General features: G+C 37.9%; 20 protein-coding genes. 9 read left to right on the top strand and 11 right to left on the bottom strand.

The window, feature by feature from the left end; all coding sequences use genetic code 11:
- Positions 1-27: 27 nt before the first annotated feature.
- Together IL355_RS07135 and IL355_RS07130 are read right to left on the bottom strand one after the other, a co-directional pair.
- A complete protein-coding gene (locus IL355_RS07135) occupies positions 28-594 on the bottom strand; it encodes a DUF4494 domain-containing protein (protein WP_192461494.1) in 567 nt (188 codons plus the stop codon).
- Between the two features lie 124 nt (positions 595-718).
- The gene (locus IL355_RS07130) at positions 719-2,800 is read right to left on the bottom strand and encodes a helix-turn-helix domain-containing protein (protein ID WP_192461493.1); all 2,082 of its coding nucleotides are present in this window, start codon (positions 2,798-2,800) and stop codon (positions 719-721) included.
- Positions 2,801-3,022: 222 nt separating this feature from the next.
- Here IL355_RS07130 and IL355_RS07125 point away from each other — a divergent pair, with 222 nt between their 5' ends.
- Both IL355_RS07125 and IL355_RS07120 read left to right on the top strand, forming a co-directional pair.
- The gene (locus IL355_RS07125) at positions 3,023-3,610 is read left to right on the top strand and encodes an ankyrin repeat domain-containing protein (RefSeq protein ID WP_192461492.1); all 588 of its coding nucleotides are present in this window, start codon (positions 3,023-3,025) and stop codon (positions 3,608-3,610) included.
- A gap of 25 nt (positions 3,611-3,635) precedes the next feature.
- The gene (locus IL355_RS07120) at positions 3,636-4,730 is read left to right on the top strand and encodes an acyltransferase family protein (protein WP_192461491.1); all 1,095 of its coding nucleotides are present in this window, start codon (positions 3,636-3,638) and stop codon (positions 4,728-4,730) included.
- Positions 4,731-4,814: 84 nt separating this feature from the next.
- Here IL355_RS07120 and IL355_RS07115 read toward each other — a convergent pair whose 3' ends face one another.
- From IL355_RS07115 to IL355_RS07085, 7 genes are all read right to left on the bottom strand, one after another.
- Positions 4,815-5,276, bottom strand: a complete 462-nt coding sequence (locus tag IL355_RS07115) for a hypothetical protein (RefSeq protein WP_192461490.1) — start codon at positions 5,274-5,276, stop codon at positions 4,815-4,817.
- 957 nt (positions 5,277-6,233) lie between these two features.
- Positions 6,234-6,842, bottom strand: a complete 609-nt coding sequence (locus IL355_RS07110; RefSeq protein WP_192461489.1) for a hypothetical protein — start codon at positions 6,840-6,842, stop codon at positions 6,234-6,236.
- A 248-nt stretch (positions 6,843-7,090) separates the two neighbouring features.
- On the bottom strand, positions 7,091-9,643 hold the full coding sequence (locus IL355_RS07105) for an HNH endonuclease (RefSeq protein ID WP_192461488.1): 2,553 nt from the start codon (positions 9,641-9,643) through the stop codon (positions 7,091-7,093).
- A gap of 685 nt (positions 9,644-10,328) precedes the next feature.
- The gene (locus tag IL355_RS07100) at positions 10,329-10,715 is read right to left on the bottom strand and encodes a hypothetical protein (RefSeq protein ID WP_192461487.1); all 387 of its coding nucleotides are present in this window, start codon (positions 10,713-10,715) and stop codon (positions 10,329-10,331) included.
- 793 nt (positions 10,716-11,508) lie between these two features.
- On the bottom strand, positions 11,509-12,456 hold the full coding sequence (locus IL355_RS07095; protein WP_192461486.1) for a hypothetical protein: 948 nt from the start codon (positions 12,454-12,456) through the stop codon (positions 11,509-11,511).
- A gap of 906 nt (positions 12,457-13,362) precedes the next feature.
- Positions 13,363-14,136 (bottom strand): 3-keto-disaccharide hydrolase, encoded by a 774-nt coding sequence (locus tag IL355_RS07090; protein WP_192461485.1) that lies wholly within the window; start codon positions 14,134-14,136, stop codon positions 13,363-13,365.
- Positions 14,137-14,281: 145 nt separating this feature from the next.
- A complete protein-coding gene (locus IL355_RS07085) occupies positions 14,282-15,307 on the bottom strand; it encodes a LacI family DNA-binding transcriptional regulator (RefSeq protein ID WP_192461484.1) in 1,026 nt (341 codons plus the stop codon).
- Between the two features lie 166 nt (positions 15,308-15,473).
- Between IL355_RS07085 and IL355_RS07080 the strand changes: the two genes are divergently transcribed.
- The 6 genes from IL355_RS07080 (at position 15,474) to IL355_RS07055 (ending at position 23,401) form a co-directional block, all read left to right on the top strand.
- Positions 15,474-18,104, top strand: a complete 2,631-nt coding sequence (locus tag IL355_RS07080) for a TonB-dependent receptor (protein WP_192461483.1) — start codon at positions 15,474-15,476, stop codon at positions 18,102-18,104.
- An 81-nt stretch (positions 18,105-18,185) separates the two neighbouring features.
- Positions 18,186-18,551: a glutaredoxin family protein gene (locus tag IL355_RS07075; RefSeq protein WP_192461482.1), complete on the top strand. Its 366-nt coding sequence runs from the start codon at positions 18,186-18,188 to the stop codon at positions 18,549-18,551.
- 9 nt (positions 18,552-18,560) lie between these two features.
- Positions 18,561-19,856, top strand: coding sequence for an MFS transporter (locus IL355_RS07070; protein ID WP_192461481.1), 1,296 nt, complete (start codon positions 18,561-18,563; stop codon positions 19,854-19,856).
- A 32-nt stretch (positions 19,857-19,888) separates the two neighbouring features.
- The gene (locus tag IL355_RS07065; RefSeq protein ID WP_192461480.1) at positions 19,889-20,809 is read left to right on the top strand and encodes a carbohydrate kinase family protein; all 921 of its coding nucleotides are present in this window, start codon (positions 19,889-19,891) and stop codon (positions 20,807-20,809) included.
- 18 nt (positions 20,810-20,827) lie between these two features.
- Positions 20,828-22,393, top strand: a complete 1,566-nt coding sequence (gene gtfA / locus IL355_RS07060) for a sucrose phosphorylase (protein ID WP_225621146.1) — start codon at positions 20,828-20,830, stop codon at positions 22,391-22,393.
- 141 nt (positions 22,394-22,534) lie between these two features.
- The gene (locus IL355_RS07055; protein ID WP_192461479.1) at positions 22,535-23,401 is read left to right on the top strand and encodes a DUF808 domain-containing protein; all 867 of its coding nucleotides are present in this window, start codon (positions 22,535-22,537) and stop codon (positions 23,399-23,401) included.
- A gap of 9 nt (positions 23,402-23,410) precedes the next feature.
- Here the strand turns inward: IL355_RS07055 and IL355_RS07050 are convergent, their stop codons facing one another.
- Positions 23,411-24,151 (bottom strand): DUF5995 family protein, encoded by a 741-nt coding sequence (locus IL355_RS07050; RefSeq protein WP_317175489.1) that lies wholly within the window; start codon positions 24,149-24,151, stop codon positions 23,411-23,413.
- Between the two features lie 199 nt (positions 24,152-24,350).
- On the opposite strand from IL355_RS07050, the gene IL355_RS07045 reads away from it, so the two are divergent.
- Positions 24,351-25,250, top strand: coding sequence for an EamA family transporter (locus tag IL355_RS07045; protein WP_192461477.1), 900 nt, complete (start codon positions 24,351-24,353; stop codon positions 25,248-25,250).
- Positions 25,251-25,254: 4 nt separating this feature from the next.
- On the opposite strand, the gene IL355_RS07040 is transcribed toward IL355_RS07045, so the two are convergent.
- Positions 25,255-26,559 (bottom strand): sensor histidine kinase, encoded by a 1,305-nt coding sequence (locus IL355_RS07040; RefSeq protein WP_192461476.1) that lies wholly within the window; start codon positions 26,557-26,559, stop codon positions 25,255-25,257.
- Positions 26,560-26,619 lie beyond the last annotated feature (60 nt).

Raw genomic sequence — 26,619 nt, 5'->3', positions numbered from 1 at the left:
AGCTTTTATTTATCGAAAGCAATTTTTTTATTCCTCTTCCTCCGCAATGGCTAAAACATCGGCCAATTCCAATTTTTCATCCATTTCTAAAGATTCCGGAACAGAATCTTTCAATGCATTGAACTTTTCCAATTTTTCCAATTCGTCCTCTTCACCTGTAAAATAAGGGAACACGTCCATAATGGGACTTTCGCTAATGGCCGGTATGGTATAATCGCCCATGGTATCTTTCATCACTTCCACAGTATGATCATACGCTTCCTTCACATCATTGGCCTGTACCAATAAATACTGATTGGTCTTACGCTCCTTACCGCTTTCCTCATCAAAGGCGATCAGGGAAATTTTTGATTTGAACCATCGGTCTGTATTCTCAAAAGGATGAATCTCTGCGTAATTGGCCACCTTAATATTGGTAATTTTAATTTCTTCGGTTTCGGCTAGGTAGGCCTGCATTTCTTCAGTAATCCTACTTTCTGCTTCCGTATAGGAAATGGCGTCTACCAAAAAGGGTTCTGTTTTTACCTTAAGGGTTCCGGAAGCCTCGTCCAGTTTTCTATATTTTACTTTGCATTCGTACCAAGTTGCACTCATAATCTTTGTTTTTGGGCTGCCAAAGATAGGAGGAAGCATAGGGCTCAAAAGACAAAAATCAGAAATAGATATTCACAATTTCAATTTTAAAATTACCCGCACCTGATTGTGAGACAATTACCTTTTAAAGTAGTTCCTGTTCCTGAAGGGTTTCTTTTAAATCGTTATGATTGTCCCAAAATCGGTTTTCTATTTCCCGAAATACGGACTCATATTCCGGATGGGAAGTAAGGGAATCCATAACCGGGTCTATTCTCATAAAAAGTATGATCCAATATTGAAAATGGTCCTTAGTGGCAAACTTTTTATATTGCTCAATGGCCTTATCCAACTGTCCTTCATACACCAATTTTACCGCCATGCTTGCTGGTTGGTAAATAGATTCGTCCTTTTCACAATAGGCGGAGTAGGATTGAAATAATTTTTTGGCCTCAACTTCTTGCCCCATTTCCCTGTAGACCCAACTGATCTTTATGTCTTCATGAGGGTAGATTTTAAGTCCGTTTGTAGTTCTAAATTCATGAAAACGCTTGTAATAGTGATACGCACTGTCGTATTTTCTTTGGAAATAATACAGTTTTGCCGTTTCCTGAAGAAGGTCCAATCGTGTAGTATCCTTCATCAATTCCCTTTTTATGGAAGTTAAGGTCTTCTGAAGGTCTTTATGCTGGGCATACTCAATATAGGCTTTTAAATAAGGTGTGTATTCATTCGCCGGATTCTGTTGCAAGGATAAATTGGCATATTCAAGTGCTTCCTCAATAAAACCTGATTGCGCCAGGGCATTACTAAGATTGAGATAAATATAACTTTTGGCAATGGAGTCATTGGCGGCAATATCCAATTGAATTCCTTTTAGTGCGTTCTCCAAATATTTTCCCGTATTGGGAATGTAACCGGAATAAAGAGCCGATAACAACTGTACTACTGCAGAAGAGTTGGGATTATACTCCAAAGCTTTCTGCAAATGGGGCAAGGCCAATCTATAGTCTCCCGTATGTTGATAATACAAGGCTTTGGCTATGAGGCTTTCCGTTAGTTTGGAATCATAAAGCAACGCTTTGTCCGCATTGTTATTGATTTGCTCCGTATACTGTTTTTCCCTTTTATGCTGATCCAAATAAAAATAGGCTATGGCCAAGTTCGCATAGGCCAAAGCAAATTGTGAATCTTCCTCCAAGGCCTTTTCATAAAGAGGAATAGCCGCTTCCAAACCCTCCTTGTTACTTTTACTTACTTGCTCTTGGGCTTGTAGAAAGAAATCATAGGCCACTAGGTTTTCGGTAGGTTTTTTGTCAATTCGGGCTATCTCCAAAGGGGTGACCTTCGCCTTAATGGCATCCGCTATTTTTTTTTTGGCAACTTCATTTTGTAGGGCAAAAATATCCTCGACCTCGTGCGTATACTGTTCACCCCAAATTCTGGAATCCGTAGTGGCATCTATCAATTGAATATTCAATAGCACTTGATTACCCATTTTTTGACCACTACCTTCCACTACATAGCTCACGTTCAATTCTTTGGCAATTTCACCAATGTTCTGCTGTGTATTTCGATATTTTTCTACGGATGTTCTGCTGATAACCCGTAAATCCTCAATTTTTTGGAGGTTGCCCAATGATGCCTCCATTAATCCGTTTACAAAATAGAGGTTGCTAGCGTCGTTACTTTCATTTTTGAAAGGCAGTACCGCAATTGATTTTTCAACTTCAGAAATTGAGGGTATCGGAGAATCTTCGGTGTTTATTTTTGAATAAAAGAAATAGCTAATGCCGATGAGTACAACTATACCGGCCATTAAAAGCCACTTATTTTTCCCTAAAAAAGAAGGTCGATGAATAATTTCCTCAGATGTCGATAATATTTTGGCTGACCCTTTTCCAACTTCACCGGGAGGATAGCCGTATAATTCCCTAAAGCACTTGATAAAATAGGAACTACTACCAAATCCCACTTGGTAGGATACCTCAGAGACGGTAAGTTCCGATTCCTTCAGCAGCTCCATAGCTTCCTCCAATCTAATTTTTCGAATAAACTGGCTAGCGGATAGTGCAGTATGCTTTTTACATTTTCTAAGAAGATTGGACCGGCTCATGTGCATGGCATCGGCCAATTCTGAAACCCCAAAATTCTCATTGGACAAATGCTCTAGGATAATCGCCTTTGCCTGATCGGTAAATTTTAGCCCTGTCGGTTGCTCTTGCATGCTGGTTGATTGCTAGTTGGGGGCATCATCAAGACAAATATAAACCATTCCTTTTCTTCATAAAAATGCGGGGCTTGCCGCATAATTTATATGCCTGCGCCATAATTTATAAAGGCTCCGCAGGGCTTATACACTTGGCTTCATAGCTAATTGGTGCTGCATCACCGTTTGCGGCACCTTTGTCCTGTAAAATTAATCGTAAAACTCTTTAAAAATTTAATTATGAGAAATCCCGTTAACAAACCCGCAAGACAATTCAGTTATGTACTCTTGATCATTGCTGTTTTTATGGCCGCTTGTGGAGAGTCCAATGTTAAGAACAAAAACCAAGAAACAGCTCAGAAAGTGCTTCAGACTCCGGACATGCCCCTTATTCAGGCAGTGGTTACCGGTAATTTGGAAGCTGTTCGCCAACATATAGAAGCAGGTACGGATCTTAACGAGAAGGATGCCTTGAGCGGAGCGACCCCTTTAATGTCCTCCATTACGTTTGACCATCTTGAAATTTCATCCGCCTTGGTAGACGCCGGAGCCGATTTAGAAATAACCAACAATGATGGGTCTACCGCCCTGCACGTAGCCGCATTTTTTGGTAGGGTAGAGGCCGTACAACTGCTGTTGGATGCCAAGGCCGATAAGACCGTTAAAAATAATTACGGCGCCACGGCAAGGGAAAGTGTGTTGGTACCTTTTGAGGATATGAAACCCATTTACGAAATGATGCAACTGCAGTTGGGGTCACTAGGCCTTCAATTGGATATGACCGAACTGGAAAAAACGCGTCCTGTCATCGCCATCATGTTACAATAATCACGCACCTAAAAAACAACGAATTATGAAAGCTGCCAGACATTACGATATAGACGCCCTTAGGGTCCTAACCATAGCCTTATTACTGATCTACCATATTGCCATTGTGTTTCAACCATGGGCCTTGTTCGTGGGCTTCATTAAAAGTGACGTTTCTTGGGAAAGTCTTTGGGTCCCCATGAGTCTATTGAATGTTTGGCGAATTCCCATTCTATTTTTTGTCTCCGGTATGGGGGTGTATTTCGCCATGCGCAAACGCTCATGGAAAACCCTGATAGGGGAGCGCGTGCAACGTATCTTGATTCCCTTTCTGTTCGGGATTCTTGCCATTGCTCCCTTACATATCTTTATCTTCCAGGAATTTTATGGGCAATCCCTTAATTATTATGCCCATATGGGCCACTTATGGTTCTTAGGAAACATTTTTGTCTATGTCGTGTGCTTTCTGCCTATTTTCTATGTTCTTAAGAGGAGGGAAGGGGGCATTTTTAAAAGGAGGGCGGTTCAACTAATGTCACAACCGGTAGGGCCTTTGGTCATTGCCCTATTCTTTATGTTGGAAGCCTTACTTGTAAAACCTCAGATCTATTCACTTTACGCCCAAACCTGGCACGGATTCTTTTTAGGGGCATTGGCTTTTTTCTTTGGATATCTTTTAATGTATTGTGGACCTACCATCTGGAAAACGGTAGGGAAATGGAAGTGGATGTATCTTTTGTTGGGCCTTGTATTGTTTACCCTTCGGTATGTATATTATCAGCTTGAAGCCCCGGGCTATTTGATGGCACTGGAATCTATCAACTGGATTTTTGGGGTATTTGGATTGTGCCACCAATTTTTAAACAAGCCAAGTAAACTATTGTCCTATGCAAGCGAAGCCGCCTATCCCGTTTATATTATTCATATGGTGGTGTTGTACCTAGGCTGCCTTTGGATTTTGCCCTTACCAGTTCCGGTATACCTACAGTTTGTCCTATTGGTAGTCTTTACTTTTGTGGGATGCTACGCCTTCTATGAATTTTTGATAAAAAGAATATGGTTTTTAAGACCGCTATTTGGGCTTAAATTTGGCCGGAAACGGGGACTGAAATCTACAAAAATCATTTCGCAGGATATCTAATGCTTGAAAATAGAATACAATCCATAAAAAAACGGGCGATGTAACATTGCCCGTTTTTGTTTTTTATGGTAGAAGTTGTAATGATCAATCCGCGTTGTAGCCAATGTTGGCATAGGCAACAATCACGTCAAGTTCTTCATCAGAAGAAGAAATACTAACGTGCCCGTTGAACTTGAGCAATCCATCAAAATCGATGGCTGTACCGTTGTCCAACTCGGTAACCACGGTATGGCTAACCTTACAAGTACATTCGTGAAGGGTAAGGGCCACTGAACCACCTTCTGCGCCTGAATTTATACGGATAAAAGCGGGATGCGCTTCTGTACTGGAGCCTTCCAATTCAATCAATACCTCCGTCGTATCTTCGGTATCACGCGTAAAAGTAACTTTTCCGGTAACACCCGAATCATTTAAAGCTACTAGCGGATATTCTATGCTATCAACAATTTCTGATTTTTCCGAATTGGCATCATCATCATTGGAGCATGAAGCGAGTAGAAAAAGAAAAACAAAAGAAAATCTCAAAAAATTAGGGATGTAATTCATTGGTTATAATCAGATTAATTTTTTAAATTCTAGTTAAGAAAACGCGAAGATATGTTTATTTTTTTCACAAAAATTATAATTCGGATGATCAACATTTATATACTTCCAAGAGATTGAAGAAGGCTAAATCAAAATGCTATTCTAGTGATTGGGAACAGGTTATCATTTTTTCTATTTGACATAATATAAATTATAGTACAAATGTAGTGGTTTCGTGTATAGCGCATTTCATCGCTATTTTACATAGTTGCGTTATAAGCCCTGCAAGTGGATTATAACAAAGCAATTATGTAAAAACGAAACTACGGTATGTTCAACTATATTCTGTTTAAGGCAGCCGCTTCATCTCGCCGTCAAATAAAATCATCTACTAGATAATTTTATTCGCCACGTATGTCAAGCCGTTTTACTGGAAAATAACTTAACGTCTGTAAGATATAATTATTCATGATGCTTCCTTATTGTTTTTCAAAGGAGTTCATCGGCGCTTCGCGGGTCTATTATGTAAAATATCCCTAACGTTTATAGCTATTAAGAGAATTACCAACAGGGTCATCAACCTTTTTTATTTACGTAGCTTGAATATTTCTACCCAGAGAAAAACTTTTTAGAAAATTTCAAATTCTTAGAAAACCCAGCGAGAAACCTTTCGGCTGTATCTATAATTTGCTCCCGATAACCATCGGGATAAAATAGCCGCTCGGCCAACAGCATATTGCTTTCATAAAAAGTAAATGCCCTTGCATTTATTTTTATACGCAATTCTCAGCCACTTGGCCAGCGCCATTAAAAGCTCAGCTTTTCGTTTTTATTGAAACCTTTGGTTTTACTTGAAAATTTGGAGAAGAAAAATTTCACAGGCTTTTTCGTCTGCTTGCCGCAAAAGCTTAAAATTTAGCAAAGCATAAATTTCTAAGCACTTGCTTATTTTAAGTTTCTCAATTAAATTTATGTTAGTTATATGTTATCCCAAAATTCTGGTCCCTGTTGATCCATATCTAATTGGTCATTATAATAATCCCAACCATCTGAATTGTAACATGAATCATCATTTAGATAACTATTATCTGAAAAATTATCAGTTTTATTTTCTATTGCAGCACTGCTTCGCTCAGCAATCCAATTCCTTAATTCACTGTAATTATTATGAAACTCTACCATACCGTCTTTTGAAAACCTGGTTGCACCCGCTTCACTGCCCATCATTTCCAAAAACATAATTCTAGGCATAAATGAACCTGTCTTGTAAATTACAGTTTTCAAACCTTCATTTTTTGTTGCAATAAACTTTGCAAAAGTATTATTAGGAAGCTGTTCACCTAAAGATTTAAAACGCTCATATGTTTTGTTGTACATAATTCCCTCTCGTAAATCTAGCTCACCATTTTCAAAATTCAGACATTCAAATTCAACAAAAATCTCATCTGCAGCCCCGAACAATAAATCAGTTCTTTTCTCCACTTTGATGATTCTACAAGGAAACTGAAAGCACTCCCTTCCATAAATATCTATTTCTAAAACAGGCTTACAGGTTCGCCATTCTCTCAGTAATTCATTTATTTCCATTGAATTCAGGTTGAAGTATATGAGTTTAAAATAAGTAATCCTGCCGCTAAATCATAAATTCCTTTTCTTTTGTCTTGAAACAAAAGAAACAAAAATTCAAGAAGAAAATATGCTTCCGCGCGCCCTTTGTGTCTTAATAGCTTCGCTATCTCGGCGTTTCACGCCCTTACACAAAGCCGAGGGCAATCGCTCTTTGTGTTAGCCACAAATTCACTCCCCCACCGGCCCGCATTTTCTTCTGTTCCAATCTATTCTAATTCAACATAGGATGCTCTATTCTGTTTTAACCAATCATTGAATATTTGTTTTTGTCCAGGTAGTATTTTGTCTAGCAACAAAATCGATTCTTGCACTCCACTAAACTCCTTTAAATTACCTATTTTTTGTTTCAATACTGACTGGTTCTGTTTATCTAATTCATTTACAAAACCTCTCATATCAAAATAATTAGACATGATGAATAGAACTCTTGAATACTGGTTAAAATCTAAACAGCTTCTTACCCTAGTCATATTTTCAATCATGTCATGGACCAATACAGAAGTAGCTTCTTCTATTTGTTTATAATGTGCTCCTATTAAAAGAACTACTATATGTTTGTATGATTTATTACTGAATTTTATGATTTTTTTCGACCATGAAATGTAAACTTCAGGTCTAATTTGCATTAATATCTTAAAACTCGAAATTGGATATAACTTATAATATAGATGAAAGCTATTTAGAAAAAATTTAATGTTTCTTTCGTTTATTCCCTCTGCCATTTTAAACGAATCTAAATGGTATTTTTTGGAAAAAACCCACAATAAGTCGTTTTTGAACCGATCAATAGCTTCTAATAGTTCTGATAAATTGACACTACTTATTATCATTTCGTTCAATTTCAAATAGAATTCACTTGAATTAATAAGAGTCTTCAATAAGTTCAGCCCCCGTAGTTCATTCTTTTTGTGTATGTAATTAAAAAAATGACTTATTTCCGAAATGTTTGAATTATATATTTTGCCAAGAATAAGGCTATCATCACAATCTCGCAATAGATTTAGAGCTAGACTTTTTTCCCCGATATTGTATAAAAATGCTACTCCCTGTTTAAAACCTGTCAAATTAGCGTTCTTAAAAAAATCTCTTATTTCTTCATAATTAAACAAGTTTATGATGTAAGAGTCATTTCCGCTAGGTTTTAAATTTCTTCTAAAACTAGCATAGAAAAACGCAAACATGTCATTTGAGAGATATTTCTTTGAAACCCCACTGCTGAGTATTAGTTCATTGAAATATTGTGTGAAGAGTTTGGGTGCATAAATAGAAATGCGGTTGAGAAAAACCAATGTTTCACTTACCGTACATCGGGAATAATATTTAAGAATAATATTTTCAATACCTTTATTTGATAAGAGGTCTTTATGAGCTTTTCCTCTTGAAAGAAAATATGTTATGATGTGATGAGTATTGTCTGGGTACTGATTGTCCTCAAATAATTTTAAATATTCTTTTAGGTTTGAATCTATAAAAGATGGTAGTGTATCAAATTCTTTATCTACCCTTTTTACAGAGAATTTATAATAAGACTCTAAGTAAAGGTTAGTCGTTTTTGAATGTTCAAAATACAACGTATGGTTGTACCTAAAAATGATTCCGTTTCTCTCTAATACCAAAGTTTCTTTTTCGTATTCTGGTATTACCTCAAAAGGTATTTCATGAGAATATAGGGAAAGATAAATGTTCAAACATTTTATAGTAGCGTCATCAAGTTTATGATACTGCTTTTTATAAAATTCTCTTAGCATCTTTTCCTTTCCAATTTTACTTAGCGTCTCTTCATATTCCCATAAATCCAAATATGCTTTTAAGGCGATTAAATTATCTCCAACATGTCTAACTATTTTGGCGTTACTACCAACATAAAAAGGTCTTGAGTACTTTTTTGAATAATACCTTTGGTATTTCTTTATGATGTTTTCAATTTTTTTTGAAAACTTGATTACCTCGAGGTTGGCATTATTTTCTTCAAATTCATCAAAAAAACTATTATTAAACATGCTAGTGAAATCTAGATGGTCGGAAATATTTCTTGACAAGAATAAAAAACTACATGGCGAATAATTATCTACGAAATAATACTTGATTTTCGAAGCTGTTTCCAAATCCAGATGGGAATCATCTATTATAAATAATATATTTTCATCCCGCATATTATTTAGAGAGTTGATAATATCATTTGAACTGAACCTGTGATATTTGAAGCTGTGGTATAAGACAGTATAATTAACATCTCGAAATCGCTCAGCAATTTTGATAGCAAATACCGTCTTGCCGATTGCTGGATTCCCTTTAATTAGAGAGAACCTGTTCAAAATCAAATTATTGAAAACTCTATCAATTTCTTTTTCCTCTGATTGGTTGAAAGAGATTAAGTCATTCGATAACAAATAAGAATACCCCCTCTCAACTACCTTGTTCATTTCTTGGAAGACTGGTAAATGTCTTTTGTTGTATTCTTCAACATCAAAGTATTTAACCTTGCCTGCAGAAACGATTTTGTACCAATTGTCCCTATGCTTTCGAAGTTCTTGGGGAGAATATTTATTTCCTTTTGGTTCATTATTATTGTAGTGACTAGCTTGATCATGGCAATCATAGCATAGTGGTATGGCGTTTTCAAAACTATTATCCTTCGAAATTGCATAAGGAACAATATGATGCACTTCTATTTTCCTCCTAGCAGCCTTATGGCATGCGCAGCAATGTCTTGCCGAAGCGACTAGTGCTTGAACTTTTATTTTTGGTGGAAAACCCATTATAACAAGGAAATTAATATAAGTATGTGTAATAAAAAAACATTCCACACACATTACCCTCCCCTCCTCCCAATAGCTATCGGGACAGGTCGTGTAAAAAGTGTTTATTCATTACTTGTTTATTGTTTTTATCGGTATTCATGAACCTCCTTCGTCGGTTTCATTACCTTTTATGAATAAAGTTTTTAGAAAGAAAAAATCAAGTAAGAAGTAACAACTTGGCCAACGCACCAACTCGCTCAAAAAAAGAAAAGATCTGCAATACATTCCCTTTTTATGACGTACCAAAGCTCAAGTTATCCCGAACTTAATTCGGGACAGGCTATAATGCGGAACATTATGATACACGCGACGATATGGAAAGCCCAGTGGGCTTTTTATATTGGCGACGAGACTATGCGGCTGGCATTGGTGTAAAACGGCGCTGAATTTCTGTATAGCTATGCTATTTGAACATAAAATCAGTTCTGACTTTTTTAGGCACAGAACGTTACCGATTTTATGTCAAAAGAAATTCTGCCATTAACGCCAATGCCCCATCTCGGCTAAAAAAATAATCACCCACTGGGTAATCATTATCTACCAGCAGATACATTCACGGAATTGGAGAGGCAAAATATTTTTTATGTTTTAATAGGTTTAAAAGAGGCAGTTATGGAGATTTATTATACTAATTATAGGGTCATTACCCAAGAATAGAATCGTAGTACTCTACTAGAATCTTAAAAAGGCTTGCAAAAGTAAAATTATTTGGGTCTTCATCTGTTAACACCTTAAATAAGGTAAAAGCTAGATTTAGGATGCCAAAAACTGCAATTCCCATTCTAAAGTATTTTAAGAAAAGACCGTCTCCGTTTCTATATTTTTTTATTCCAAATGAAATCAAATAGGGAAAAAACAAAGGGATAACCACAAGCAGTGATAAAAAGAACCCTATGGTATATAAATCGTATTCCTCATTTCTATTGATATTCAACAATATTCCCTTAGAAATAATCATTGTAATTAAAATGGAAATAAAAATTGGAGAAAAGACAACTACAGTTTGCAGATAAAAATAAAATTTGCTCAAGTTCTCCGTTTTTAACTTTAACTCAGAATAAGATTGGCTCAGTATTTCAAGATATTTGTACCCCACAAACAATACTAGTAGTAAAAATATTATTGATGTTACTGTGAATTGTAGAATACTTGTTCCATGCCATAAAAGGCGAACAAATCCTGCCTTTTGTGTTCCAGTATAAATAATATATTCAGGAGTTTTGTTGTAAATATATACAGGAACTATTTGTTTTTTCTCAAACTTATCGAATTGAAATTGCCTCCAAATTGGTAATTCATAACCCTCATACTCTTCAAAAATGATTTTATAATTCGTGTAACTACCCCTAAAACCTTGGGTTAATTCCTTTTTTTTCTCACTTATAGTTAAATGTTCTATTTCTCCATATTGGTAGACCTTAAATACTTTAAAGACATCTCCACTAAAACCAATTACAGCAAAAAAAAATCAACAAGGGAACCAAAATGACGGACAAATAATCGAAAAGATTAAAAAAATTGTCTTTTACATCGTTTTTAAAAGAATTCAGCATAATGAAAACTGGTTGAAAATCTATTATTGTAAGCTACCCTTGATTAGAACTGTTGGTTTTTACAAAGGTATCTTTCGGTCAGTTAATAGGTGTTTATTCACAAGGATTAAATTGTTTTCTAAAGGAGTTCATGAACCTCGTACCTCGGTTTCATTAGCTTTTGGGAAGTTGTTTTTTAGAAGAATAAAGAAAATAATCGATCAGTTTAGGTTTACTCTCTTTTCAATTACGCAGCTCTCTTTCCTAATTCTGGAAAATGCATTTCTTACTTTATATTTTTAATAAAGAATAGCCTATAGCTAGACCTAGCCATGCCCTGTTATTATAATTCCATTTATCGGCATTTTCTCCAACACTCTTGTCCCAACCCGTAAAAACACCAAAATTCAATTTATTAAATGAAAAATTAACACCAAATCCATATGACGCTAAACCTTCTGTTATTTCAGTGTCCTCCATAATAGGTTCATTGGCCAAGTTAGTATTACTGTTATTTAATTTTATTGTGGATGCACCAACGAAAGTCCCAGCAGTTACTTTGAAATTGTTACTTTTATTACCAACATCTTTTCTATAAAAGAAACTTCGTCTTCCATAAAAGGTGTAGCCAATAAAAACATTTGCATTGAAAGAAGCGTTAAATTGCTCTTTTAATAAGTCGTTTTTGTCTCGGAATCTGTACTTCAATGGTATAGTTAATCCTGATAAAGTAATTTCACTAAAGTTTAAATACACTTTTTGCCTGTTTTCCAACTTATAATAATATACATCTCTTATAAGTTCTCCTTTTTCATCTTTTACCAACCATGGGTTTACAATTATCGAATCCTTAGAAAACTTCACATAACTATATCTTTTACCTTTCAAAACTACCTGTTCTGGGTTGTCAAACTTCAAATCTTTCAAAAAATCTGAATAATTAATGTTACCCTCTAAAGGTATTTTAATCGTTTTTTTTATTGATCCAGAACCTAACCTGGCCTCATAGCTAAACTCCCCTCCCCTATTCTTCTCCAACAGGTTGATGTACACTTGTTTTTTCTCTGCGGACAAGCTAAAAAATGGAACTTTCTCATTTTTCATTAAATACGTAAACACCTGAGGATTTATTTTCAACTCATCCTTAATACGAAATTTTGTAAAGTAGGTTTCAGAATCTTGCGAGAATGCGAATCCCCAAATACAGGTAATGTTAATTAAAAATATTAGTTTTTTCATTTCCTATGTAGATTTAATAATTCACAATAAAATTGGTAATAACAATACCGGAAACAATAAATTTTGTTGGGGGAAGTAAAATGTAGGAAGTCAGTACTTTGGTAACCAATATTCAATTTATAAAGCCCACCAAAATTGGGCGATTTCAATGCACTAATCTTACCACGACTGATCCTACTACTGATGATAAAAACTAAAAATTTTTACCATTAAAGCTCAGAGCAAAACTATCTATTACTAAAGCTTTACCATTACATTTTTAATACAACAAAAAGGGGAATAATTCTGGGGGAGTAATCTCGAGGGAATGCTTAAAATTACAAACTCTTTTTTATCCTACACTATAAAACTTACAAAAATATCTGTTTCTTATTACGGTAACCGTTTAATTAACAGTTTGGTAACTTTAAAAGGGCTAAATGGCAATTGGAACGAATACCATGCATTGAAAGTCGCTCATAGCGAAATTAAGTAGCCTTATCAAAGACGAGAAAGACACAAGCTATTTGAAAAAAGAAATAAATAACCTTCAATCATAAGACAGACCAGCCCCTAATTAAAATGAAACTTTCCTTGGCAGATGAAATGTGAATAAATGGGAGACAACTTGTTTTCTTGTGGGTGGTAGATTTTTCCCTTAATGGTAATGGTATCGAAAAACAGGGGGTACAGCTCGCGGGTCAGCGCTTCAATTTTATGATTTAAGTAAAAAGAAAGAAGTAACTCTTGATAGTGATGATTATCCCAAAACTGCAAGTCCTTTTTTTGTGCTTCAATTTGGGCGTACAACTCATACAATCCCCTAATATCCCTAAAATATTGACTCTACAGCGCATCCCATACAATTTTGTTATCGCTGGAGAGTATAAAAAAGATGCTACCGATTTTTCATAAAATATCACCCACCTACAACTCCCTCAACTTGATATTCCGGAACTTGGATTCAAAATACCAGTTCTGTAGGGCTATCTTGCCTTTGGTAGCTTTTCCAAAATGGGGGCGGTCCTTGAAATTGGAATTGGCTACCAATTGTGACCATTCGGGAGAATTGAAGTCGGCCTCGGCGGTCTTCTTTCCATTTAAGTAAAATGTAATCTTTCCGTCTTGCTGTACAATTTTGGTCTGGTTCCACTGCCCTGCCGGTTTGGCTTCTACCTCCGTTAGTTGCGGTGCAAGCCCCCAAAGGCAGCCCGGTCTTTTTAATGGGGTTTTGGTATCCATATGGGCGGGCTCCAACAATTGGTATTCCGGTCCGGTTTCGTAGGTGGCTTTAAATTGGGGCGTTTCCTGTACATTCACAAAAACCCCACCGTTGCCCCTCAGTGCCATTTGCCATTCAAAAACCAGTTCGTAGTTTTCAAATTCCGTATCGGTGACCAAGTCCCCAAAAACTTTGCTTTCATCCGTAGCATTGCAGAAAATATACCCGTCCCGTACTTCCCAAGCGGAAAACTGGGTAGAATCCGGTTGATTAAAAAGATGCCAGCCATTAAGGGTTTCCCCATCAAAAAGCAACTTCCACCCCTGCTCCTTTTCAATATCCAACAATTGGTTGTGCACCTTGTTTTTAAGGGCCAGTTCCTTGGAACGCTTTAATTCAAATTTCTTTTTTTCCTCCTCCTTACAGGAAACGGTTATCAATAAGCAAAATAAAAGGAGAAAGGAGAAATTTCGTAACATACTTTTTGTTTTGGTGGTTTGGTTTAGAGGTCCGTATACGGGAATAGGACCAAAAATTTTCTAAAGATATTAAGTTTTTAGCAGTGGAGCGTAACTGAGACTTAAAGTCAAGGTACCATTACCGAACTGATAATGAACCAACTCTTTATTTGGTAGATTCTCTTTTTATCAACTCCGTTTCAAGCGTAATTACCTTGGGATTTATGGGCTTGTTCTTTTTAATGGCCTTTATTTCCTTGTATAGTTGTTTGAAGGCTCTTTTACCCATTTCTACCCCAGGTTGGTTGATGGTTGTTAAACTGGGGGATATAACTGAGGACATGAACCAGTTACTAAAACCCACTACGGCCATATCATTAGGTACCGCTACCCCTTGCTTGGCCAGTTCGGTCATGGCGCCAATGGCCACCAAATCCGTATTAATAAAAATCCCGTCCACATCATCATGATCGTTCAACAGTTTTTTGGCATTATCTAGCCCCTCTTCAAAACTTCTATCGTCACATTCACATATATACACCAAAGACGGATCATATGGCAAATCATTATCCAAAAGCGCCTTTTTATATCCCAAAAAGCGATCAATGGAGTTTTGTGGTAAAAGCGCTCCCCTAAAATGGGCAATGCGGGTACAACCGGTATCTATTAAATGTTGGGTAGCCAAATAAGCGGCCTTTCTGTCATCAATGACCACCTTAGAACAAGGAACAATCTTAGCGATTTTATCAAACATTACCAATGGTTTCCCTAATTCCAGTACTTGCTTTAAATGCGAAAAATCTGCGGTGCCATTGGCCAAGGAAATCATGATACCATCTACCCGTTGATTCAACAAAAGGTCAATTTGTTTTTTCTCCAATTCGTAGGATTCATTGGACTGTAAAATAATGACCAGGTATCCCTTTTTCTCTGCCTGTGCTACAATCCCCTTAATCACATTGGAAAAAAAGTGATGGACAATTACCGGTATGACCAGGCCTATGGTCTTGGACTCTCTGGTACGAAGATTGACCGCAAAGGTGTTGGGTTTATAGTTCAATGTTTTTGCAAGCTCTTTTACCAAGGCCTTGGTCTTCTTACTAACATCAGGGTAATCTTTTAAGGCTTTTGAAACAGTGGCAACGGAAATATTTAGTTCTTCTGCAATCTGTTTAAGCGTAACTGGCTCCATAAAGTAAAATCTAAAAGCTCAATATAGCCAAAATTTGCAAATCGAAATTGTTTTCGGTGATTTCGAAAACCATTTCGAATAATTATTTCACATTTTGATTGTGCCTAAAAAATAGATTCGTGAAAAATTAAGTGTTGAAATTATCGAATAATTAAAATGAAGACCAATGAGTTCAATTAAAAACAATGCAATTTTATTGATCTTGCTCGTACTTTCCGCGGGCATGGCATCAGCTCAATCCATTTCAGGTAAGGTAATAGACCAAGCAGGAGTGCCTTTGGGCGGTGTAAATCTTATCATAGACGGAACCACCAACGGTACGGTTACCGATTTTGATGGAAATTACGCTATAACAGATTTGGAGGATGGCTCCTATACCCTAACGGCATCCTATTTAGGATTTAAAACGGTATCACAATCTGTTGAAATAAATGGTACGGACCAAACCTTGGATTTTATCATGCAGGAAGATGCGGAATCTCTTGATGAAGTAGTGATTACAGGTGTTGTGAACCCAAAATCCAAATTGGAGTCCAGTATTTCCGTTTCTACCATGGGTACCAAACGTATTGAAAATGCTGCCCCAAGAAGTGCTGGGGAACTTTTTAGAAATATACCCGGTATTCGTGCAGAATCTTCTGGTGGTGAAGGTAACGCCAACTTCAACGTTCGCGGGGTTCCGGTTTCTTCAGGTGGTTCAAGGTACTTTCAAATTCAAGAAGATGGTTTGCCCCTTAATTTGTTTGGTGATACCTCATTTGGTAACGCCGATAACTTTTTGCGAATCGATTCCAACATTGGAAGGGTCGAAGCCATTAGAGGGGGTTCTGCCTCAACACAGACTTCAAATGGGCCGGCCGGTATCATAAATATGATCAGTAAAACTGGGGAAAACGAAGGAGGTTCCTTGGCAACTACCTTTGGGTTGGATTACCAAACCAGTAGACTTGATTTTGAATATGGTTCTCCTATTGGCAATGGCCTATCCTTTCATATGGGAGGTTTTATGAGAACAGGTGAAGGCCCTAGAAATATTGGCTACCAAGGAAATAAAGGTGGACAGTTCAAAGCGAACATTACCAAAAAATTTAACAGCGGTTATGTGCGTGTTTACGCTAAATTTTTAAACGACCGATCCGTTATGTACCTACCTATGCCTATGCTTTTGGAGGGTAGCAATGATGATCCTACTTACTCTAATTTGCCCGGTTTTGATATTACAGGTGATGCCACACAATCCGCGTACTTGCAACAAAGTGCAGGCACCAATCCGTTTGATGGTGGTGGAAGGCATGTAAACGATGTAAGAAATGGAAATAATCCGATTTCAAAATCTTTAGGTGCCGAGTTTTCCTTTGATTTAGGAAATGATTGGAAAATAGCCGGAAAGGCAAGATATTCCAATAATAGTGGGCAGTGGGTAGCTCCTTTTACCGCTGCCGTGGGTACGGTTGCCGAAATTGATGCAACTGCCAGGGCCGCTGCCGGAGCCGGAACTGAAGCATTGGTGTATGCCGATGGGGCCAGGGAAGCCTTTAATCCAGAAAATGGATTGGCACAGATCATACATATGTTCGACGTTACCGTAGATGACTTAAGCAACTTTTTTAGCGATACAAAAATTACCAAAAGACTTGGTGATAATATTGGCCTTACCGCTGGTCTTTTTACAGCCACCCAGAACACAAAAATTGGATGGCAATGGAGTTCTTTCCTTTCTGAAGTTAAAGGTGACGGAGAGGCAAGATTGGCAGATTTTGACGGGTTCTCCAGAAATGGCCAATACTCCTATGGTACTCCGGTTTGGGGTAACTGTTGTCAGCGTAAATACAATACCGTACATAATGTAAACTCTCCTTATGTGGGAATTGACGCCAGCATCACCGAAAAATTAAATTTTGATGGTAGTGTGCGTTTTGAGAACGTAAACGTGAACGGTACCATACAAGGAGGCCCAACAAGCCAAGGTCCCTACGATTACGATGCTGATGGAACTATCCAAGGAATAGAGCAAGTGGTTCCGTTGATTGCCGGAAATGCCGGTCAGATTGTAAATGACAGCTATAACTTTGTCTCTTACTCCGCCGGTCTTAACTACAAGATCAACGATGGTGCCGCTGTTTTTACAAGGTATAGCAAAGGTGCATCCGGTAGGGCCGCAGATAGAAATAGCTATGGCGCAGATGGTTTGGCAGATGTACAATTTGATGAGCTATCCCAATTGGAAATAGGTATGAAGAAAAGACTTAAAAACGGAACCCTTAACCTTACCGGTTTTATGAGTAATACCGATGAAGGTATCAGTAACGAACTGAACAGAACAGTAGGTAATCCATTTAAAGCATTGGGTATAGAAGCAGAAACCGCTATGGCCTTTGGAGAGAACTTCTCCGTTAACGGTTCCCTTACTTGGACCAAAGCTGAAATTGACGGAGGAGACAATGAAGGCAATACTCCTAGAAGACAAGCAGATTTTGTGTATAACCTCTCCCCTTCGTACAATTTTGGCGCAACAAATCAACACGCTGTGGTATTAAGCGTTTTGGGAACCTCAAAATCCTACGCTCAAGATGACAATGATTTAGTTATGCCCGGTTATGCCTATTTCAACCTAATAGGAAGGGCCGGACTTACAAAAGGACTTTCCTTGGTATTGAGCATGAACAATATTTTTGATACGGTTGGTATTACAGAAGTTGAAGGAAATGGTGATGGTGCCTTTGGCTCCAATCGCTTGGTAAGAGCTAGATCCATAAGTGGTAGGTCTTCCACTTTGGCCTTACAATATAAGTTCTAAGTAGTTTAGAGTTTAGTTTGGTTGACAAAAAGAGTTGGGAATTTTTAAAGGACCAACTCTTTTTTCTTAATCATTAACAAGATGAAAAATTATCTTTTTACCCTTTGTTTAACCGTTGTTATAGCTTTTTCCTCTTGGGGGCAGGATTCTGTTTCCCTAATGAAAAAAGATATGGCAACACAAGATGTTAGGGAAACTATCATTGTTTATGGCAGTGACACCTGTCATTATTGTTTGGATACCAAATCATATCTTACAAGTAAACAAATAGCATTTACGTATTATGATGTAGATGTAAATCTTACAAAACAACGGGAGATGGTTTTAAAAATTCAATTAGCAGGATTGCCTGCGGAGTCCATATCCCTACCGGTCATTGATAAAAATGGGACCCTATTCATGAACGATAGTGATTTTGATGTCTTTTTAAACCGAATTACAAACTAGATAAGAACCATGTTTAAAAAACCGAAATTAAGTTTTTGGCAAATACTGAATATGAATGTTGGTTTTTTTGGCATTCAATATAGTTTTGGTCTTCAACAAAGTGCCGTTACTCCTATTTATGATTTTTTAGGAGCCAGTCCCGATCAAATACCAATTTTACATTTGGCCGGTCCGGTAACCGGCTTATTGGTACAACCAATTATCGGGGCATTAAGTGATAAGACCTGGAGTCCAACTTTTGGTAGGCGCAAACCCTATTTCCTCATTGGTGCCATTTTATGTAGCCTTACTTTATTTGCGTTCCCCTATAGTAGCTCCCTTTGGATGGCTGCCGGACTTTTGTGGATTTTAGATGTGGGAAACAATACGGCAATGGAACCCTACAGAGCCTTAATTGCAGACCAATTAGATGAGGCCCAACGCCCCTTGGGATTTCAAATGCAAAGTTTTTTTACGGGGTTGGGCCAAGTTCTTGCCAATTTGTCCTTGTTTATTTTCCCTTTGATTTTTATTGGTACCACAGGCTCCCTTCCCACTTGGGTCTACGCCTCATTTTTCTTAGGGGCTTTCTGCTCCCTTGCTACCATAGTATGGAGTATGAGCAAAACCAAGGAGTATCCTCCCACGGAGGAAGAATTAAAAATTATAAGGAAAGGCGGAAATGTCTTGGAACCCTTAATGGAAATTTTTAGGGCTATCAAAGAAATGCCCAAGGTTATGTGGCAACTGGCCCTTGTCTATCTATTTCAGTGGTATGCCCTTTTCTGCTATTGGCAAAATTCATCTAAAAGTGTAGCACTGTCTGTATGGAACGCCACGCCTCAGAATAAAGAGGCATACAGTGAAGCTGTAAGCTGGACAGGTTTGGTAAATGGTTGGTACAATGTTGTTACTTTTTTGGTGGCATTCGCCCTAGCAGGATATGCTAAAAAATACAGCGCCAAATATGTACATGTCTTTTGTCTCGTGGTTGCTGCCTTAGGATTTTTGGCATTTCCCCGCATAGAGGATAAAAATCTATTGTTTATAGCAATTTCGGGCTTTGGAATAGGTTGGGCCAGTATGATGGGTATTCCTTATCTTATAGTGGTTAAGGACATACCTAAAGAACGGTATGGCGTTTATATGGGCATTATCAATATGATGATTGTTATTCCTATGATCATACAAACAGTGTCCTTCGGTTTTATCTTGAAGAACCTATTGGGCAATGACCCAAGAAACGCTATCACTTTTGCCGGTGTACTATTGCTTATTAGTGCAGTATGCACCCTATGGATCAAAGAAAATAAAAAACAAACGTAGACCCATATCTAAAATAAAAAAAGTTGAATAACATGATAGATATATTATGTGTAGGAGAGGTCCTTATTGATTTCATAGGTCATCAAGAAGGTGTACTCATTAATCAAACCAGGGATTATCATAGATACCTGGGAGGATCAGCAACCAATGTTGCAATGAACTGTGCCAGGTTGGGCTTAAACTCATCATTGGTAGCCACCGTAGGAAATGATGGCTTTGGTGAATACATTTACCAAAGATTGGCCGAAGTCAATATTGAAACTAAAAACATGAACAAACTGGAAGATAAATCTACCAGTGTAATTTTCGTATCACGATCACAGGGAACTCCAGATTTTATCCCATATCGCCAAGCGGATAAATGTATTGAAGAGGCACAAATTTCAAATACCACCCTTTCCAAAACCAAAATTTTTCATACCACCTGCTTTGCTTTAAGTAAGAATCCGGCTCAAAAAAGTATTCTCAACAAGGCCAAAGAGGCTTATGAAATGGGCTGTAAATTGAGTATTGACATCAATTACGCGAAAAAATTATGGTCGAGCCAGGAACAAGCAATGGAAGTCATAAAGGCGTACTGTAAATTCAATCCGCTTATTAAAATAAGTGAAGACGATATGCTACGGTTATTTGAAAAACAATTGCCCCATGAAGAAATATTTAATTTTTTTCATTCCCAAGGGGTAGATACGGTCTGTTTAACATTGGGCAGCAAAGGCGTAAAGCTCTCACAAAGAGAAGAAGGCGTCATTGAACTGCCGGCCATAAAAGTAGAAAAAGTTCAAGATACCACAGGTGCGGGAGATGCTTTCTGGTCCGGTTTTCTTTTTGCCTTTATCAAAGAAAAATCTACAAAAGAATGTCTTCAAGTGGCTTTGAAGTTGGCTGCCTTAAAGCTGCAAAATGTTGGACGATTGCCAGATAATATCGATATTTTATCTAAACTTTTATAATTAATTTCAAGTAGGGATATGAAACTAAAGGGTTCAATTTCAAATGGAGTAATGTTTAATGCCTACCCAGATAGTATAGGCACTAAATTGAGTGATACCGTTGCAATGCTCCAAATGCCGGAGTTTAAGGAGGTATTTTCATTATTTTACGTGCTTCCCACTTTTTTTAATAGTGACCTGGATAGAGGTTTTTCAATTATAGATTACAACATTAATGAGGAGCTGGTTTCCAAAGATGACATACAGGCGTTGGACGAACTGGGAATCATGTTGAAATTTGATATCGTTCTTAACCACCTTTCGGTAGCATCACCACAATTCAAGGACTTGCTGAAAAATGGAGAAAATTCCAAGTATAAAGACTTTTTTATCAATTGGAATTCCTTTTGGAAAGGAAATGGCTCAATGGATGAGAATGGCATTATAATCCCAAAGAAAGAATATCTTGATAAATTGTTCATGAGAAAAGTAGGGTTACCCATACTAAAGGTACCCTTTCCAGATGGTAGTGAACAACCCTATTGGAACACTTTTTATCAAAAAATCGACAAAGAAAGTAATACTATTTTAGGGCAGATGGATGTCAATGCCAAATCACCGTTAGTTTGGGATTTTTACGAAGAAACATTGGCTAAGGTAAAAAGCTATGGTTGCTCCATATTAAGGTTGGATGCTTTTGCCTATCTGCACAAGGAAGTTGGACAATCTAATTTTTTTAATAAACCCGGAACTTGGGAGTATCTTCAGAGAATAAAAAAAATAGCGGAAAAAAATGGCCTGACCCTCTTACCGGAGATACATGCAGAATATGGTCTTCACCTTCATGACGAAGTTGCAAATGAAGGATATCAAATTTATGATTTCTTCCTGCCGGGTTTAATGATACATACATTGGAAACGGCAAATCATACGGCATTGTTCACTTGGGCAAGAGAAATAGTGAACAAGGGGTATAAAACCGTGAACATGTTGGGTTGTCACGATGGTATTCCCGTTTTGGACTTAAAAGGAAAAGAGGTTTCGGGGACCTATAATCAGGGTCTTTTGGAGAATGATGAGATTGAATCCATTATGAATATTATCATGGAAAGAGGGGGGCGCGTCAAAAATTTGTACGGTCCCTCAGGAAAGAAAATTTCCTATTATCAGGTAAATGCTACTTTCTTTAGTGCTCTGGGTGAGAATGAACAAAAACTGCTCTTGGCCAGGGCCATTCAAATGTTTATGCCTGGAATTCCACAGGTTTGGTATTTGGATATTTTTGCCGGAAAAAATGACTATGAGGCTGCGGATAAAGCAGGTAGTGGGGGCCATAAAGAAATTAATAGGTCTACCTTGACAAAAGAAGAAATATTATCTGGATTACAAAGAAAAGTAGTGCGTGATCAACTTGAGATAATGAGGTTGCGAAATACATCAAACGCCTTTTTGGGTCAAATGAAAATAAATGATTCAAAGGAAGACGAAATTGATTTAGTCTGGAAAAATGGTGCCGATTTTGTACAACTAACCGCCAACCTAAAAACGTTCAATTTTGCCATTAAGCAAAGGGAATTGGGTAAAATAAGCAAAAAAGAATTTTAATAGGTTTTTAGTGAATTTAATCACAAGTGGAATCTTAGTAACTGAACGATAAAAAGAATTTCATTATATCAAGTTCACTTTTTCGCCAAATGAATACCTATATCTAAACGGCATGCTCTATTTTTGACCAAAACAAAATTTATGGCCTCCGGTTTTTTCGCAATTTTAGATGATGTAGCAACGCTATTGGATGACGTTGCCTCCATGAGTAAAATAGCCACCAAGAAAACCGCAGGCATCCTGGGAGATGACTTAGCGGTAAATGCGGAAAAAGCTTCTGGGTTTGTGTCCAAAAGGGAAATACCGGTACTTTGGGCCATTACCAAAGGTTCCTTGATCAATAAGATTATCATTCTGCCCGTAGCTTTTTTGCTAAGTGCCTTTTTACCGGTAGCGGTTACTATTATTTTGGTGCTTGGCGGACTCTATCTTGCGTATGAAGGTGCCGAAAAAATATATGAATACTTTGTTCCCCACGACCACAAGGAAGTGCATGTAAAGGCCGAAGCTCCCTCCAAGGAAGATGTGCTGGAACTTGAAAAAGAGAAAATTAAATCGGCCATTCTTACGGATTTTATCCTTTCGGTAGAAATCGTCATCATTGCTTTGGGTACGGTTATTCAAGAACCGCTGGTCAATCAGATTATGGTGGTCTCCGTGGTGGCCTTACTGGCAACGGTCGGGGTCTATGGAATTGTGGCCCTTATTGTACGCATGGACGAGTTTGGGGTACGGCTCATCAACCTCAACGAGGAAGACAACAGCTTCTCCGATAAGGTGGGGCGGTTTTTTGTAAATGCACTTCCCGTAGTAATTAAAAGCTTGGGAATCATTGGTACTATTGCCCTCTTATTGGTTTCTGGCGGAATCTTTTCCCATAACGTACCGTTTCTGCACCACCTGTTTCCTTCGTTACCGGCCATGTTGGTGGAATTTCTATTGGGTCTTGTCATAGGTTTCGTAGTACTGTTAATTGTTATGGGAGTGAAAAAAATCATTAAGAAGTAAGTTTACCCACTAGGAATCCTCGCGTAGCTTGGAAATAACCTTGCCCACTTGCTTAGCTTCAAACATGGCTATAAAGTTAAGGGCATACCCAATGAATTTTGATTTTGGGTTCTTGATAAACATACCCAAGTTCAGCACCGCCCTATCCATTTCCTTAATGGCACTCATTTGGTGGTCGCTACCCATGCCCCAAAGCAAATTGGCGTGCGCCCACGAAAACTCCCGGGCTTTCTCCAGACTAAAATTGATGATTTTCTCATCGGTATTCTTTCCGAGCACATCCAATAAAAACAACATTGGCGAAACCTTGCTCAATCGGTCCTGCATTTCGTTCACTATTGCCCCCAAAATGGCATTCACCTTCATAAAATCACTTTCGATCAAGTTTATTTGGGTATCCTTCATCACGGTAGTTGCGGTCAATGCCAAATCAAGGTTGATATGTACATTGACTCCCAGTAACAAATGTTGTAAGATAGTCAGCGATTCCGTTTTACTATTGAAAGCGTAATCCCACGCCACGCCAATTTCGGTATGGTGGGTATGTGCGTGGTAGGCATCGAGATAGTAATTGGCAAAGGCTACGTCAAAGAATTCCATCCGCTCATTGTCCTCAAAATTTCCCAACTGCACTTCTTTCAATATTTCAGCAGTCACCCTTCGGTATAAATAGGCAAAATAACCTGTACGATCATTCATGGCGATGGAACGGTCTATAATAATGTCCAATTGCTCAAGTACCTGCTGTATGGTGGTGGGCCGGCCGATAGTTTTTTGTTTTTTGCTGAAGTGAAATTCATATAGGATATTTCGGATTGAAATCCTTTTCTAAATTACACATTAAATCGATGTAAAATCACCAGTTAGAAAAGTAAACTTTTCGCTAGAGGTTTTTAAACCGTTTTTGATGCCCATCAACTAAATTCATCTTTTTATCTTCGCGCCCATTATGTGGATGTATCTTGGGCTTCTGGCAGCCTTATTTTTGGGAATACACAATCTGTGTAAAAAACATGCGGTTCAAAACAACGAAACCTATACCGTACTTCTAGGAACCTTGGTAGCCGGATTTTTAATGTTGCTTCCGGTGTTTTTAGGATCTTGGTACCTACCAGAAACCATGCAGGAATGGCATTTGTTCGTGCAGCCCCTCTCCCCTTCCGATCACGGCTTTATCTTAATCAAGTCTGCCATTATGGCCACGTCTTGGGTACTTGCCTATCAAGCCTTAAAACACTTGCCCATAACCATTGTTACGCCCATACGGTCTGCAGGTCCGTTCTTCACCTTCATTGGTGCCTTACTTATTTATCAGGAGCGACCGAACGTTGCTCAATGGACCGGCTTTTTTCTGATAATTATTTCGGTTTTTCTGTATTCCCGAATCGGAAAGAAAGAGGGTATCCATTTTAAAAGCAATAAATGGATCTATGCCATTGTAGCGGCTACTTTTTTGGGTGCTAGCAGCGGATTGTATGATAAGTTTTTGATTCAGAACCTGACCCTCACCCCTTCTACCCTACAATTTTGGTTCTGTACCTATACTATGCTGATAATTCTGGTCATTGTTCTTTATAAAAGAAGGAAAAGCGAAGCGGTACGCAAAGGCTTTAGTTGGCGGTGGTCCATTCCTTTGGTGGGTATTCTTTTGCAATTGGCGGACTATTTCTATTTTAGGGCCCTACAGGACCCGGAAGCCTTGATCATGCTACTTTCGGCCATTAAAAGAAGTCAGATTTTAATAGCCGTTCTGTTGGGTGGGATTCTTTTTAAGGAACAGAACAAGCGCAAGAAATTGGTACCCCTTTTCGGGATTTTAGCAGGCGTATTTTTAATTCTTTACAGTTAATCTACTACCCTTCTTTGGCCACCACTTCTTTTGGTAGGCTAAAATAGAAGGTGGTACCCTTACCCTCCTCACTTTCCAACCAGATTTCACCTTGATAGTAGGTGACAATCTTTTTAACGATGGAAAGACCAATGCCCGAAGAGCTAGCCGTATTGTCCAATTTGGTAAATATCTTGAAAATGCGGTCAAAGTAAATGGGGTTGATGCCCCTACCGTTGTCCTCCACAAAAAATTCATAAGCATCTGCCTTATCGGTGTAACAAACCGTTACCCTACTCTCCTCTTTATCACAATACTTAAGGGCATTCTGTAGTAGGTTTTGAAACAACTGTTTAAAACGCCAGGTGTTTCCGTACAACTTTGGAAGGTCCTCTTGGATCTGGATATCCACCGCATCAGGAACCATGGTGGTCTGTAGAATTTCTGTCATAAGCTGGTTGGTATCTACCCAACTGTTCTCGGACTCCATGAGGCCCACAGTGGAATAATCCAAAATTCCCTTGATCAAACTATCCATTTTTTCCACGTGGTATAAGACCTCGTTCATCGTTTGCATTTGACCTTCATTCAATCGTTCCTTATGATCTTCCAAAAACCAACCAATTAGGGTATGAATACCGATCAAAGGAGCCTTTAAATCATGGGATACCATATGGGCATAGTCATTCAAAGCTTCGTTTTGCTTGGATAAATGCTGAAGCAACTCTTCCTTTTTAGCTTCTTGCTCCTTAATTTTTGCCTCCTGCTCCTTACGTTGAATGACATTTACGAGCATATTGGCATAAACAAAGAGAATCTCCTTCTCATTGTCATTGTACTTGTTTATTTGGCGAACGGAATCAAAGCCTATAAACCCAATAAGTTCATTGTTCTTGATTTTTGGAATGGTAATGAGGCTTTTTATTCCTTGAGGTTCTAGAATGGCCCTAAGTCCTTGTTCCCCGTCTTCTGGAAGTTCACTTACATCCTCAACAAAAAAGGCCTTTCCAGCTCGGTGGGCCTCTAACCACTGGGGTATAAAATCTACTGGAATATTTTGAAGATTCTCTATTTCAGGGGTAATCCCTTCTGAACACCACTCATAGGTGTTGGACGTAGTATTATTTTCTAAATCATAGGAAAAAATATAACTCCTGTCAGATTCCACAAACTCCCCAATTTGTTTTAGCGAACGATTGATCAGTTGATCAATATCAGTTAAATCCGAGTTGATGTAAGTGGTAGAAATACTAATCAATAATTCTTGAAAACGCACTTGGCGTTCTATAATCTGGTCTTTTTCTAGCTGAGATAAGGTGGGTTTCTTCATGTAGCTATATAAAGATATTTAACCATTTCAATTTACTATTTATTTTCCATTTAAAAAGCC

Source organism: Euzebyella saccharophila, assembly GCF_014855495.1.
In the GTDB taxonomy this organism is placed as follows: domain Bacteria; phylum Bacteroidota; class Bacteroidia; order Flavobacteriales; family Flavobacteriaceae; genus Euzebyella; species Euzebyella saccharophila.
The sequence above is the reverse complement of the archived record's forward strand: the minus strand, read 5'-3'. Positions and strand labels throughout refer to the sequence as shown.